Annotated in this window: 12 protein-coding genes; 9 read left to right on the top strand and 3 right to left on the bottom strand. The window is 45.3% G+C overall.

The features are described from left to right. Positions 1-7: 7 nt before the first annotated feature. Complete coding sequence (locus tag E4663_RS17210) at positions 8-1,264, top strand: M48 family metallopeptidase (protein ID WP_135328561.1); 1,257 nt, start codon at positions 8-10, stop codon at positions 1,262-1,264. A gap of 91 nt (positions 1,265-1,355) precedes the next feature. Here the strand turns inward: E4663_RS17210 and E4663_RS17205 are convergent, their stop codons facing one another. Beyond that, positions 1,356-2,807 carry a DASH family cryptochrome gene (locus E4663_RS17205; RefSeq protein ID WP_135328560.1) on the bottom strand — a complete coding sequence of 484 codons (1,452 nt, stop codon included), beginning with the start codon at positions 2,805-2,807 and terminating at the stop codon, positions 1,356-1,358. 179 nt (positions 2,808-2,986) lie between these two features. Between E4663_RS17205 and E4663_RS17200 the strand changes: the two genes are divergently transcribed. From E4663_RS17200 to E4663_RS17175, 6 genes are all read left to right on the top strand, one after another. Continuing rightward, entirely contained in the window at positions 2,987-3,682 is a 696-nt protein-coding gene (locus tag E4663_RS17200; protein ID WP_135328559.1) for a MerR family transcriptional regulator, read from the top strand. 234 nt (positions 3,683-3,916) lie between these two features. Continuing rightward, entirely contained in the window at positions 3,917-4,396 is a 480-nt protein-coding gene (gene rlmH / locus E4663_RS17195; RefSeq protein WP_079477548.1) for a 23S rRNA (pseudouridine(1915)-N(3))-methyltransferase RlmH, read from the top strand. Between the two features lie 225 nt (positions 4,397-4,621). Next, positions 4,622-5,962: a helix-turn-helix domain-containing protein gene (locus tag E4663_RS17190; RefSeq protein ID WP_135328558.1), complete on the top strand. Its 1,341-nt coding sequence runs from the start codon at positions 4,622-4,624 to the stop codon at positions 5,960-5,962. Between the two features lie 193 nt (positions 5,963-6,155). After that, positions 6,156-7,463: a Zn-dependent hydrolase gene (locus E4663_RS17185; protein ID WP_135328557.1), complete on the top strand. Its 1,308-nt coding sequence runs from the start codon at positions 6,156-6,158 to the stop codon at positions 7,461-7,463. A gap of 112 nt (positions 7,464-7,575) precedes the next feature. After that, positions 7,576-8,964 carry a YfcC family protein gene (locus tag E4663_RS17180; RefSeq protein WP_135328556.1) on the top strand — a complete coding sequence of 463 codons (1,389 nt, stop codon included), beginning with the start codon at positions 7,576-7,578 and terminating at the stop codon, positions 8,962-8,964. Between the two features lie 31 nt (positions 8,965-8,995). Next, complete coding sequence (locus E4663_RS17175) at positions 8,996-9,466, top strand: peptide-methionine (S)-S-oxide reductase (protein WP_135328555.1); 471 nt, start codon at positions 8,996-8,998, stop codon at positions 9,464-9,466. Between the two features lie 52 nt (positions 9,467-9,518). On the opposite strand, the gene E4663_RS17170 is transcribed toward E4663_RS17175, so the two are convergent. After that, on the bottom strand, positions 9,519-10,517 hold the full coding sequence (locus E4663_RS17170) for a tRNA dihydrouridine synthase (protein ID WP_135328554.1): 999 nt from the start codon (positions 10,515-10,517) through the stop codon (positions 9,519-9,521). Positions 10,518-10,807: 290 nt separating this feature from the next. Next, complete coding sequence (locus tag E4663_RS17165) at positions 10,808-11,878, bottom strand: PDDEXK family nuclease (RefSeq protein WP_135328553.1); 1,071 nt, start codon at positions 11,876-11,878, stop codon at positions 10,808-10,810. Positions 11,879-12,060: 182 nt separating this feature from the next. On the opposite strand from E4663_RS17165, the gene E4663_RS17160 reads away from it, so the two are divergent. Then, entirely contained in the window at positions 12,061-12,879 is an 819-nt protein-coding gene (locus tag E4663_RS17160; protein ID WP_135328552.1) for a DUF3100 domain-containing protein, read from the top strand. 1 nt (position 12,880) lies between these two features. Continuing rightward, positions 12,881-13,333: a hypothetical protein gene (locus tag E4663_RS17155; protein WP_135328551.1), complete on the top strand. Its 453-nt coding sequence runs from the start codon at positions 12,881-12,883 to the stop codon at positions 13,331-13,333. Positions 13,334-13,386 lie beyond the last annotated feature (53 nt).

Here is a 13,386-nt window from a genome sequence, read left to right as displayed (position 1 = left end):
GTGACATTTGAAGAAGAAAATAGTGAAGTGGACGTTGATCCTATATCCGATCTACCTCCTGCTCGTCTGGCTCTACTTGTTCCAGTGGTCCGATTTCGGAGTACCGGCCGCTTACCAAGGCTCTGCCGCCGATCCCGCCACCTTTATGACCGACCGTCAGCTCGAGTTGAGTCAGGAATATTCTCGCTACCGGAACTTCTTATCGCTTGCCACGATTCCTTTGGAGTGGATTATTTATCTAGGCGTGTTCCTGTTCGGATTGTCTCACCTTTTCAAAAAGTTCGGAGAGAGCATCTCACGGTTTCGTATCGTATCGATCCCGATCTATGTCCTGCTATTGTCCGGTCTCTCCTGGTTTCTGACGTTTCCGTTTGATTACGCATATCGTTTCCTATCCGTCCGATACGGCATCTCCACCGACACGTTCTCCGGGTGGATGCGCGACGAGATGATCAGCTTCTGGATCGGCTACATAACGATGGCTCTGCTTATTACCGTGCTTTATTTACTGATGCAGCGTTTCGAAAAACGGTGGTGGCTCTATGCCTGGATCGGCCTCATCCCGTTTATCGCGCTCATGATGTTCATTCAGCCTGTCATTATTGATCCACTATATAACGATTTTTATGAACTACAAGATAAGCAATTGGAAGAAAAGATTCTCGCACTTGCCGATGAAGCAGAGGTGCCGGCTGACCGAGTGTATGAAGTCAACATGTCGGAAGAGACCAACAGCATGAACGCGTACGTGAACGGAATTGGCTCGAGTCTCCGTATTGTTCTATGGGATACGACGCTGACTCGCCTTAAGGATAACGAGGTCCTGTTCATCATGGCCCATGAAATCGGACATTACGTGATGAACCATCTATACTGGAACTTAGTAGGCGTATTAGCTGGGAGCTTCGTCGGACTGTACCTCACTTACAGGATTCTGACGTGGCTGTTCCGTCGCTATGGGAAGCGGATGAATATCAAGGGTGTTGCCGATATCGCAGGCTTACCTGTCCTGTTCATCGTGTTATCGATCTTGAGCTTCGTCGCGCAACCGATAGAAATGACGTTCTCCAGAGGAGCGGAAGCGGACGCAGACCGATATGCGATTGAAATGACTGGCGATGTCGATGCCGCCATCGGCTCGTTTCAGGAGCTCACGGTCAATGGCCTGAGCGATGTGAATCCGCCTGCTGTGATCAAGTACTTGTATTATGGTCATCCGACGATGATGGAGCGGATTCATATGTTAGAGGAATATCAGAAATGAAGAAAGCTCGCCTGTTTGGGCGAGCTTTTTTTGTGCTTGTATCTGGTTTTGGTCGGGTCGCGCGCAAATAGAGAAAATCGCGCCAAAACCTTTACTCGTTCTGCATCGCGTCCAAAAACACGGACTTACGCTCCTGCATCGCAGCTAGTAAATCGACGATTGGAAGCGGGTAGTCCTCTCCTAGGATGACGTCGTATTGTTCCTGTTCAACCATTCCCATCTCACGCGGATTGAAGATCCACGGTGCAGGTACGTTTTTCAATTCCGGCAGCCAGTAACGTAAATAGGCGCCTTCAGGGTCATAGTCTTTTGCTTGTTTTTCCACGTTGAAGGCCCGGAACTGGACGGCGTCATTACCGACACCTGCGATATAGAGCCAGTTGCCGTAGTTGCTCGCCACGTCATGGTCGACAAGCTGAGACTCAAACCAGGCAGCGCCTTCCCGCCAGTCAAGGCCGAGGTTCTTCGTGAAAAAGCTGGCTACGTTTTGGCGAGCTCTGTTCGAGGTGAAGCCGGTCTCTTTCAGCTCGCGCATAGCAGCGTCGACAAGCGGGTAGCCAGTTTTTCCTTCACGCCATGCTTCAGCATGCGCTTTGTTGTAATTCCAAGGTACTTCCACATCTCGTAATCCTGAAGGGAAGAAGATACGGTTGCCGTGCTTTCTGTGAACGAGGTGAAAGTAGTCCCGCCACAAGAGCTCGAAGTAGAGCATATAAGTCGACTTGTTCTTTACGCGCTCTGCCTCGTATTTGAGAATCTGCTCGTACACGATCTTAGGAGATAAGCAACCGTTCGCAAGCCATGGCGAAAACTTGGATGAATCGTCTTCCTTCAGCATGCCGTTCCTGGTTTCCTTGTACATTCGGAGGCGGTCCTTCTCGAACACATATCCCATCAGGCGTTGCCTCGCATTGGAGGATCCACCTCTGTACCTCGGTTCACGCTCCGGCTCCTCCAGGCCAAGCTCTGATAAGGATGGGGGTTCACCGGGGTTGAAGGGTAGGTCAGCGCCTTGGACGTGTTTGGGCGGATGCAAAGATGGACGCACCATTGTCCCGTTTTTCTCGATCTTTTTTCTAAACTGTGAAAAGGTATCGGGTAGGTCCTGTATGTCAAAAGGGAGATCGTCTGGGTGATACAGGTTGTGGCCATGGTCGACGACGAAGGTCGTACCGGGTAACTCGGAGCGTACTGCTTGTTCGACCTGTTGCTCCTCGCTGCCGATCTCTTCATGCAAAAATACGGACTCGATGTTCATTTCCTTACGGATGGAAGCGAACGTATTGGCTGGGTGTTCATGACGTATCAGGAGCGGTACACCAATATCGGATAGGGTATCGCGTAGATCGGTTACACTCTCGCGGATGAACTGGGCGCGATGGAGGTCGGTTTTCGTGAAACCATAAGCCGTATCGCTATATTCATCTGGATCAAAACTATATACACCGAGAACAGGTAAGCTGCTTTTGGCTGCTCGGATTAAGGGTTGATGGTCATGGACGCGCAAGTCTTTGCGGAACCATACTATGACACAAGTATCCATGCTGTTTCCTCCTTCAATCTTCCTCTTCTAAACATTCCCGGAAAGGGGAGAGAAAAACCATAGAAGCATGCTCGTATCGCCCCGCGATATGTTAGTTGAAAATTTCTTGTATCGTATGACGATATACTCTTGAAAAAGCGCTTCAAAACGTGCATATTTAAGAGAGGAGGAGGTCCGATATGCGACACGATATACAACCGAACGAACGCGCTTATTCGACGAAAGAAGTAGCCGAAGAGCTGAACATTGCCACCCCGACCGTCAGGAAGTATGGACAGATACTGGAAAGAAGCGGATACGAGTTCTTTAAGAACGGCACCAGACGAGTCTTCGTTCAATCCGATATCGAAGCGCTCCAAACGATACGTGATACGGACAAGCCTCTAGAAGAAATCGCCGTAGAGCTCGTAGAACAGCAGGATAGCCGCTTAACCTCTAGCACAACCGATGTAGCGACCAACGATACATACGATATGCCATTAGAAGATCCAAACAAAATGCGCGAACTGCTCATCTACATCTCCCAGGAACTCGCCGCATCCCGTGAAATGAATACACAGCTGGCAAACGATATGGCTGAGATGAAAGAGAATGTCGGCCGCCTACGCCAAGACCACCACGTCATCAGCTCCGGCATCGGCAACTCGACTCAGAAGATGAACAAGCTGATCGACCAGCAACAGAAGCAATACGAGGAGATGCTGGAAGAAGAAAAGCAGAAGAACGACCAACTACAAAAAGATATAGAGAACATGCGACAAGAACAACAGAAAGTATGGCGTGCCCAGAACGACTTCAACACGCGCCTCGAAGCTACCGTCAAAGAACGGAAAAGCGGTCTCGAAAAGTTCTTCGCGTTACTGTTCCGTAAATAAATTAATCCTTCCTACTGCGGGGAGGATTTTTCTTTGAATTTTTTACAATTTCCCGGGAAATATCGATCTATTTCTGCAAGAGGTTCGTTGTTTAGACATAAGGGGCGGCAGATTTCTATCATTTTCGGCCAATGTTCTTTCAACTCATTAATAACTTCCCTCATTTGAATGGCGAAGCCCATCCCTTATGTCTGTGATACACTAATATCAATACCAACTACGGAGGATCTACACATGAAAATAACCATTGTAACGGTCGGGAAATTAAAAGAGAAGTACTTAAAACAAGGCATCGCAGAATACGTAAAACGACTTGGACCTTATGCAAAGGTCGATATTGTAGAAGTGCCGGATGAGAAGGCTCCAGAAAACTTAAGCGAAGCGCAGATGGTGGAAGTGAAACAAAAAGAAGGGGAACGCATCCTGCAGAAAATCAGCCAGGACAGTTATGTCATTACGCTTGAGATTGAAGGGAAGCAGGTTACTTCGGAGAAGCTAGCCAAGAAAATTGATGACCTTGCGACTTACGGGAAGAGTAAGGTGGCGTTTGTTATTGGGGGATCATTAGGTCTTAGTGACGAGGTGCTGGAGCGGAGTGATTATGGGTTGTCGTTTTCTAATATGACGTTTCCTCATCAGTTGATGCGGCTGATGTTGGTGGAGCAGGTTTATCGGGCGTTTAAGATTATTCGTAACGAACCGTATCACAAGTAATGAAAACCATACCGTAAGTTTATTATCAATCTTGACTATCCCCTCTGAGTAATTATGCTTGGGGGCTTCTTTATATAAGGATCCTCCCTGAAGTGGATATAGAGACGTGTAGAGGAGAAGGTTTAAGGGATAGGTAAGTGTTTGATTGCCGGCAATAATGGTCATGTTATTATGGGAAGCAAAATCCAAGATCGTTGAAATATCTATTTTAGAAAGTAGGCTATTATGAATATCAGGTTAGGATTAATAGGAGCAGAAGATAATCTGGGGTTGATAAAATCCATTGTAGATGAATACCCTGAATTTAATTGCTTATCGTTTGAACATTCCGGAGAGGAAGAGCTTGTTGAGCATTTGGAGGCGCATTCGCATCATGTAGATGTATGGTTGTTCTCAGGTTTTCTTCCTTACTCGACGGCCATTAAATGGGGGAAAACCAGTCAACCAATGTACCATACGCCTTATACGGGTTCCAGCTTGTATAAAACCCTCTATCATATTTTGAATAACGAACAAATCAAAGCTGATGAGCTCAGTTTCGATGCAGTCCATTCCTCAGAATTGAATACAATATTCGACGAGTTGGGGATGGAATACGACCCGGCTTTCTTAGAAGAATTTATTGATGAATCCGATATTGAAAATAGTCAAACCTATTTAGAGCATTACAAAAAGTCTGTGGAAAAGTTTGTGCAGCACCATTATGACCTTTGGAATGAAAATCACACGAAGGCGGCGGTAACTTGTGTATGGGCTGTTTATACTGAGTTGAAACGCCTGGGAGTTCCGGTGTTTAGGGTCACTCCTGCAAATTCGGCTATCAAATCTGTTCTGAACATTATTGTAAGAACTCATGAGATGGTGCGCTTCAGGAATAGTCAGATTGCCGTTCAAATGTTGGAAATAGATCCATTTTCTGGTTTGTCTGAGGGAGTATTTTCATCGGATGAAATTAGTAATATTGAAATGAGAAATTCACAGAAATTATTAAACTATGCAAAGAAAGTGCAGGGTTCGCTGAAAACGTCCGGTCCGGGTAGGTATGTTATTTTTACGACTCGGGGAGAGATTGATGCGATTACGGAACGCTTCACTATTGTTCCGGAACTAGAAGAGACACTTCGAATCGGTAAACAGGACGTAACCTGTGGTATCGGGATAGGTAATTCAGCATACGATGCTGAGATCAACGCTGGTAGAGCTTTGTTGAATGCCAAGGAGTATGGTGAGGGTGCATGGATGGTACTTTTTGAGGATAAAACAATTAACGGGCCTTTGGGGAGTGCGGAAAAAATCTCCTATTCCTATGCATCTGCCGAACTTCAGGGAATAAGTGAAGAAACTTCTCTAAGTGTTTCGACACTGGGAAAAATCAAATCTATCTTGGATAAATGGGGCAAATCTGAGATGACGGCTCATGAATTGGCACAGCAGATGCAGATAATGCCGAGAAGCGCAAGAAGAATCATTGTGGCCCTCCAAACCAAAGGGTATGTGAAGGTCGTTGGGGAAGAAAACCCGTTTCCACGAGGGCGCCCAAGAAAAATATATCGCTTTTCACTGTGACAGAAACATTGTTTCTGTCACTTTTTTAATTTTTAAAAAATTCTACATTGACATGAAGGAACAGTCCACCTAACATTAAGGACATAGCCGTAAATGAACCGTATATAAAAGAGTGAAGTTTTGAAAGCGGATTCCGATTATTATTTTTAGATACATTCCTACGGGAAGATCGTATTGAAAGGAGTTATTGAGAATGGTTGAACGAGAGGGAAATTTGCTGGAAAAGAAACTGTTAAAAGGTTTCGATCACCGTTTGAATGATTCAGGCGTAAACGGACAGCGTTTGGCCGCGCGGATTCAGGCTTTATCTGAAATTGGACCTGGAGAAAAGGGAAGCTCACATAGGGTCGGTTTTTCCGAAGAGGAGAAGCAGGCGAAAAACCTTGTGAAGCATTGGATGAATGAAGCTGGAATGGTTACGTGGGTTGATGAAGCTGGGAATGTGTTTGGCAAGATTCCAGGACGAGATGTAACACTGCCAGCCGTATTAGCCGGATCCCATGTTGATACGGTCCCAAACGGAGGGCACTTTGATGGCGTGCTCGGTGTATTGAGTGCTTTGGAAGTGGTAGAAGCCTGGAGGGAAACCGATTATAAGCCTTTGAGGACGTTGGAAGTTGTAGTATTCAGCGATGAAGAAGGATCCAGGTTTAATCGTGGGTTTACCGGAAGTAAAGCATTAGTCGGTGAGATTGATCCTGAAGAGCAGAAATCATTGAAAGATATTGACGGTTTATCTTTTGAAGAAGTCATGAAGAGGGTCGGTTTGTCGATTGAACGTTTGCCGGATGCCGAACGCGAGTTGCAGAACATCAAAATGTTCGTGGAGGTCCATATAGAACAAGGCAAACAGTTAGAAAAAGAAGATGTTCCCGTAGGTATAGTAACAGGAATTGCAGGGCCTTCTAGGCTGAAATTCAATGTTCAAGGCAGAGCAGGCCATGCAGGGAACACGCCGATGAACGACCGGGAAGATGCATTGGTGGCTGCTAGTGAATTGATTTACCAGATTCCATCTCTTCCTGGAAAGGTAAGCACATCTGCTGTAGCAACTGTAGGCAAGGTTCATGTCCACCCGAACGGAATTAACGTAATTCCGGGCGAAGTGGAATTCTACGTTGATATTCGTGACATTCATTCACCCGAGAGAAATATGCTCGTCGATCTGGTGATTGATAGGGCCGAGAAAATAGTGAACAAGCACGGGGTTAGAATGGAATGGGAGGAGACAACTCGGACGGAACCCGTCCCTATCCAAGAGGATTTACAGAAGACTATGGAAGCATCTGTTCAGAGCCAAGGAATCAGGCCTGTTTTTCTCCCAAGTGGAGCCGGACATGATGCCATGATTCTGGGGCGTCACCTGCCGATTTCTATGTTATTTGTAAGGAGTAAGAATGGGGTCAGTCACAATACTGAAGAGTGGTCATCATTGAATGATTGCATGCAAGGTACCCATGTATTGAAGGATTTATTAGAAAAGGTAACTCAAGAAGATTAGACCAGTTTTTTTACTTGTTTCAAGGAAACCTTGTTCAACTTGTAGCAATCGTCCGAGGATAGGAGTCGGAATATTTTGAGTATAATCCTTATTGGAAGGTGTGTAATTTCTAATGTCAGAAAAAAAGAAAAGTTGGCTTGATCGTATCCCCCATCCATTAGCATTACTGTTTTATATCGTTGTATTTGCAGGAATACTTACATACATCATTCCAGCTGGTTCCTACGAACGAGAGGAGATCGGCGGCGCGACAAGGACGATTCCAGGAACGTATGAGCTGACAGAAAGGAGTCCTGTCAATGTACTAGAGTTATTTACGGCGATACCAGAAGGGTTCCAGCAGATTGCTAACATCGTATTTATAGTTTTTGCAGCAGCAATGATGTTCGGGATTTTGGAAAAGACGGGTATGTTGGAACGTACCGTCGGAACCTTTGTTAGGAAGTTGGGATTAGGAAGACGGTATCTTGTTGTGGTAATCATGACTTTTGTTTATGGTCTATTAGGAATTTTTGTCGGCTATGAAAATAATATTGCGCTTATACCAATTGCTGTGTTACTTAGTATTGCAATTGGAGGAGACGTTATTCTTGGAGCTGGAATCGCAATCGCCGGTGTATCGGTAGGGTTTGGGTTGTCTCCATTTAATCCGTATACCGTCGGTGTGGGTCATCAAATAGCGGAGATGCCACTGTTTTCAGGGTGGGCCTTCAGAAGCGTTCTTGTTCTTGTAATCTTGAGTCTTTTAGCAGCTTATAATGTAAGGTATTTCAAGAAGATTTTAAAGGATAGAGAAAAGAGTCTGGACGGTAATATTAATACAGATGATATGCAATTATCTCAGCCTCTTGATTCATATAAAATGAGAAAAAAAGATGTTGCTATGCTGCTTGTATTTTTGGCGGGGCTTGCCGTCATGTTATATGGCGTATTCACCAAAGGGTGGTACATCAATGAGATATCGGCTATATTCTTGATGGTTGGTATTGTAAATGGACTGATTGCTCGTATGAATGGCAGTCAGATCGCCGATACGTTTTCAAAAGCACTCGGACCCAGTGCACTTGCTGCCATATTAATCGGTGTCGCTCAAGGGATTCAAGTGGTTATGAATCATGGAAACATCAGTGATACAATTGCATACGGCTTTGTATCGGTATTGGAGCATTTGCCTGCTTCGGCTGCAGCCATATTCATGTCGATATCACAATCGATCATCAATCTGTTTATACCAGGTGGAAGTGGGCAAGCGCTTGTTACGCTGCCAATCATGATTCCTGTTGGTGATATAGTCGAAATCCCACGACAGTTCATCATAACGGCTTTTCAGGTTGGAGACGGAATCACTAACCTTATTACCCCTACACTTGGGGGATTAATGGCGATGCTTGGCCTATGCCGAGTTCCTTATGGAAGATGGTTGCGGTATATCTTCCCTTTTACAGTTTTGGCATTTTTCGTTTCGTGGATTGCGTTGCTCGCTGGAATAGTAATTAGTTAAGGAACCCCTTGAAAGGTGGAGGTGAAACAAAATCGAAACCGTATATCTAGCAGGAGGATGCCTCTGGGGCGTCCAAGCATTCATTAGAACACTACCCGGCGTAATCTCTACAGAAGCAGGAAGAGCAAACGGATCAAGCAACACGCTCGAAGGTGATTATGACGGCTATACAGAGTGCGTCAAAACAGAATTCGATCCAAACGTAGTGACAATTGAGGAACTCATGGGGTATCTGTTCGAAATCATCGATCCTTATAGTTTGAATAAACAGGGGGAAGATGTTGGAGAGAAATATCGGACAGGGCTTTATAGCGAAGACCCCAAGCACTTGGAAGAAGCGAGGTCGTTCATCCATCAAAGGGACGATCATGAACGTATCGTCGTGGAAGTACTGCCTCTAGTAAACTATGTAAAAAGTGCAGAAGAACACCAAGACAGATTAGAGCGATGTCCGGATGATTACTGCCACATCCCAGAACAAATCATGAATAAATATAAGTAAGGCAAAAAAAGAGAGGAAAGCTCAAACGGCTTTCCTCTCTTTTATATGGCTTTTAAGAAACAGTGAAGCTCTTCTCTTCCTTCACGCCACCATTCTCCGCAAACTCATCAAGCAGCGCACGGACTTCATCGGTCGAATGCGTGCTCATTAGTCGGTTTCTCAGTTCACTTGCTCCACGGAATCCGCGGACGTAGATTTTGAAGAAACGACGGAGCGGTTTGAATTGGCGCGGCTCTAGTTCTTCATGGTATTTGTCATGAAGATCAAGCTGCAGGCGAAGGAGGTCGAGTAGCTCTTCGCTTGTGTGTTCTTTCTTCTCGGTTTCGAAGCAGAACGGGTTGTGGAAGACCCCACGTCCGATCATAACGCCGTCTACGCCGTATTTCTCAACGAGCTCGAGCCCCTTTTGACGGTCAGGGATGTCGCCGTTTATCGTTAGAAGCGTATCTGGTGCTACTTCGTCACGGAGTTTCTTGATCTCCGGGATCAGCTCCCAGTGTGCGTCGACGTTACTCATTTCCTTCTTCGTACGAAGGTGGATGGACAGGTTGGCGATGTCCTGTTCTAATAGGTGCTTCAACCAGTGGCGCCATTCTTCCACTTCTGTATATCCTAGACGGGTTTTTACGCTGACGGGCAGTCCGCCTGCTTTCGCTCCCTGAATTATTTCAGCAGCTACATCCGGGCGACGGATCAGGCCGCAGCCTTTTCCTTTTGGTGCCACGTTTGGAGCGGGGCAGCCCATGTTGATATCGATTCCTTTATAGCCCATCTCGGCCATGCCGATACTCATTTCACGGAAGTATTCCGGCTTGTCTCCCCAAATGTGGGCGACAATCGGCTGTTCATCCTCTGTGAATGTCAGGCGTCCGCGACAGCTGTCTCTTCCCTCTGGATGGCAGTAGCTTTCCGTATTCGTAAACTCTGTAAAGAACACGTCCGGTCTCGCGGCTTCACTTACGACGTGACGGAACACGACGTCTGTGACTGCTTCCATCGGTGCCAGTACAAAAAACGGCTTCGGCAACTCATGCCAGAAATTTTCTTTCATAGTATATCTGAACCCTTTCCTTAAGGGGATTCGAGTCCCCAAAATTAAAAGTAAACAAAATCTATATCTTATCCATTACCAACTTAGCTAAAATTCAACCAGTATATACTTTAATAGTATCGAGCGAAAGATGCAAGGGAACGATTTGCCTTATATGGATGGACGTGCATCTAGGACCGTTTTTTGTTCAAACACTGCTATGGAGATCGATAGGGTAGGTGTGATAGCCTGGTTTGGAAAATGAAAAAAAGGTGCCTTCCATATGGAGGGCACCTTTTGGTTTAGATTCTTTATGCCTTTTCTTCTAAAAAGCTCTTGAATCTGAAGAAGGCTTGAGTGAATCGGTTGATTCGTTCTTCCAATGGCTCTTTCTCATTGAAGTCAACTTGAACAACTAATCGGAGTAAATTTTCGTTTTTCACTCCTGGTTTTAAATAAACAGGTGCATTTAACATTTGACTGAGCTGCTCTTTATATTCCTTTCCAATTTGGTCAATCAGTTGTACGGTAGTTGAATCATAAGACTCTATAAAACAAGTAGCGTGATCGTTGTTCTTTGGATATGCAAATACGAAGTTCCATGGATAGTCGAGAAACTTTCGCCCTTTAAAGTAGTTTCTCTTTCCGTTATACGTCACTTTATAGTCGCTATTTTGGTTAATGGCATCTGCTACAGATTGGAGAAATTCTTGGGCCACGCCGCTCGCAGATGCTTTACGGTCATTCTTCACTTGTTTCTTCTGAATATAGTAATTTTCCAATTTGGATGGGGGAAGGATTTGATTGGTGTCTATAAGGATTTCACCATTGTTCAGAATAAAAGGTTCGATCGTGACACACTTAATGTCGATGTTGTTCTCATATAACCACGTACATACAGATAGAATTCGTTTATCGATGTTCTTACCGGCAATGATGATTCGCTGGTTGGTGTTTATTTTAGTGTAGAGTTCTTCTTCTGCCTCTACTTCGAGAAACTCTATTAATGATTCAGTTGGATCTATCGTTGAGCCTTCTCTTTTCGCATAGTCTTCATGAATTTCGATAACATCAGAAGGTGTCAGGCGTGCGCAATAAGAGGCATATTTTAATGCTTGGAAATCGACATTAGATCCTGTTATGTCCCTTTTTAATTCAATGATTGTAACGTTACCCTCTTTATCTAAGGCGAGAAGGTCAATTCTTTCATTTACTTCGAATTTGTCGTATTCACAACCGATGATGAGTAACTCTTCCCCCAATACTTCAGGGCTTTTACGAATCCATTCCTGTATGTGTTCTCTCTCTTTCAGGTCATTCTCAAAGAAAGTTGTTCCAGTTACTTCTTTTAACCTGTTTTTTTCTTTATCTAGTACATACATAAGATCATTCCCCTTTTATAAGAGTGCACTACTTAATTATACTTTATTTTCCTGGTAGCAAGTACGCTCTCCTTATCAAATTAGAGAACAAGGTTGCACCTTGACTTAAAAATTCACAATATTATAATAACACCAACACCCTTTAGTACATAAAAGGAATAAAATGTTAGGAGGAGATTCAAGTGAAGCAACAGCTGACGAACATTTGGAAAGACTGGCGACTCCACGCCATCGTACTCGGTATTGTGTTGGTGACAGAGATGGTGGGGACGCATTCCTTCACGGTAGGACCTGGCGTTATTTTATTGTTACCGATGCTTTATGCGATTCTGATTGGACTTGGACTCTTTTTTACACCGCTTGTCAAGGACAAGCAGTCAAAGAATGCGGAGCCTCTGATTGTGTTAGGAGTGACGCTTCTGATTGCGAAGATCGGGGTGATCATTGGGCCGGCATTGCCTGAGATTATCGCAGCGGGACCAGCACTGCTGCTACAAGAGTTCGGGAACCTTGCAACGATTCTGGTTGCGCTTCCGGTAGCGGTGACGCTTGGTTTGAAGCGAGAGAGTATAGGGATGACTCACTCGGTTGCGCGCGAGCCGAATGTGGGACTCATCATGGATAAGTACGGTTTCAGTTCGCCTGAAGGTCGTGGTGTGATGGCTATCTACATATTCGGAACGGTGTTCGGAGCTGTGTTCATGGGCTTGATCTCCGGTTTCCTTGCGACGTGGACACCGCTTGATCCTTTGTCGTTTGCAATGGCTTCAGGAATTGGAAGCGGAAGTATGATGGCCGCGGCGAGTGGTTCTCTCGTGGCAGCATTCCCAGCTATGGAACAACAGATTTTGGCTTTCGCGGGAGCAAGTAACCTGTTGTCGTTATCGACTGGTCTTTATATGAGTATCTTTATCGGGCTCCCTCTGACAGAGAAGCTGTATGACGTCATGACGAGAAGAAAGAAGACAGAAGCAAAGCGTGAAGTGAAGGAGGGCGCATAAGATGATAAAGAATATACAGGAATGGTTGTTGCTGCTCGGGATTTATGGTGGAGTCGTGCTGATCGGAAACTGGATCGGCTATGATGTTATGCCTGTTGGGGCGGTTCCTGGCATGCTGATTTTGATTGGGATTTGCCTGATCGGTCTCATTCTTGGAAAAGTAATGCCTGGGGATATTCCGAGTGTTGCGTATGTTGCGATCATCGGTGTGTTGTTCTCCATGCCGTGGATCCCGGGATCGGACCTCGTCGTTTCTTTTACAAATGAAGTGAATCTACTTGCAATTACGACGCCGATTCTTGCCTATGCCGGAATCGCGATTGGTCGCTCTTGGACGGATTTCGTGAAGCTTGGCTGGCGCAGTATTGTGGTGGCGATGTGTGTAATGGTCGGAACGTTTCTCGGTTCGGCATTGATTGCGGAAGTGATTTTGCGGATGCAGGGAATTATATAATAAAAAGAACTGGTAATGAATGACGTCTCTAGACTGACCACTATGCCTCTACC

It is taken from the genome of Halobacillus salinus, assembly GCF_004684905.1.
Lineage (GTDB): Bacteria > Bacillota > Bacilli > Bacillales > Halobacillaceae > Halobacillus > Halobacillus salinus.
Note: the sequence above shows the minus strand (reverse complement) of the source record. Positions and strands in the feature narration are given on the sequence as shown.

Bases quoted from the DNA above. Each gene is read 5' to 3' on its own strand.
- E4663_RS17185 (WP_135328557.1), top strand. From the start codon at position 6,156: ATGGTTGAACGAGAGGGAAATTTGCTGGAAAAGAAACTGTTAAAAGGT.
- E4663_RS17155 (WP_135328551.1), top strand. From the start codon at position 12,881: ATGATAAAGAATATACAGGAATGGTTGTTGCTGCTCGGGATTTATGGT.
- rlmH (WP_079477548.1), top strand. From the start codon at position 3,917: ATGAAAATAACCATTGTAACGGTCGGGAAATTAAAAGAGAAGTACTTA.
- E4663_RS17170 (WP_135328554.1), bottom strand. From the start codon at position 10,517: ATGAAAGAAAATTTCTGGCATGAGTTGCCGAAGCCGTTTTTTGTACTG.
- E4663_RS17200 (WP_135328559.1), top strand. From the start codon at position 2,987: ATGCGACACGATATACAACCGAACGAACGCGCTTATTCGACGAAAGAA.
- E4663_RS17190 (WP_135328558.1), top strand. From the start codon at position 4,622: ATGAATATCAGGTTAGGATTAATAGGAGCAGAAGATAATCTGGGGTTG.
- E4663_RS17180 (WP_135328556.1), top strand. From the start codon at position 7,576: ATGTCAGAAAAAAAGAAAAGTTGGCTTGATCGTATCCCCCATCCATTA.
- E4663_RS17205 (WP_135328560.1), bottom strand. From the start codon at position 2,807: ATGGATACTTGTGTCATAGTATGGTTCCGCAAAGACTTGCGCGTCCAT.
- E4663_RS17165 (WP_135328553.1), bottom strand. From the start codon at position 11,878: ATGTATGTACTAGATAAAGAAAAAAACAGGTTAAAAGAAGTAACTGGA.